Genomic DNA, 259 nt, shown 5'->3' with positions numbered 1-259 from the left:
CGGAACAGGACGCGCGGACGTAGGAAATCGTCTGCTGTTGCTGGCGCTGGATCAGCCGCGCACGTCGCCATGGCAATCGAATACGGCACATGCAATCACGGTGCCATCTGGCGCAGACCGCCGCGGTGGCCTGGGGGCACCTGCTGTGGCGCTGGGGCCGCGGGGCACCGCCACGTTGGCCTATGCGCCAGACAACCGTGGGCAGATCTGGCGCTTCGACTTACGCGATGCACCGCCCTGGCCGAATGCATTGGGTACG

At 66.8% G+C, this 259-nt stretch carries 1 protein-coding gene; it reads left to right on the top strand.

Annotation, left to right across the window (positions count from 1 at the left end; translation table 11 throughout):
• Window positions 1–259, top strand: a 259-nt coding sequence (locus RVY79_RS20255) for a hypothetical protein (RefSeq protein WP_317466377.1), incomplete at both ends; no start/stop codon positions are given.

Origin of the sequence: Chromohalobacter sp. HP20-39 (genome assembly GCF_033052815.1) — a bacterium.
Lineage (GTDB): Bacteria > Pseudomonadota > Gammaproteobacteria > Pseudomonadales > Halomonadaceae > Chromohalobacter.
The sequence above is the reverse complement of the archived record's forward strand: the minus strand, read 5'-3'. Positions and strand labels throughout refer to the sequence as shown.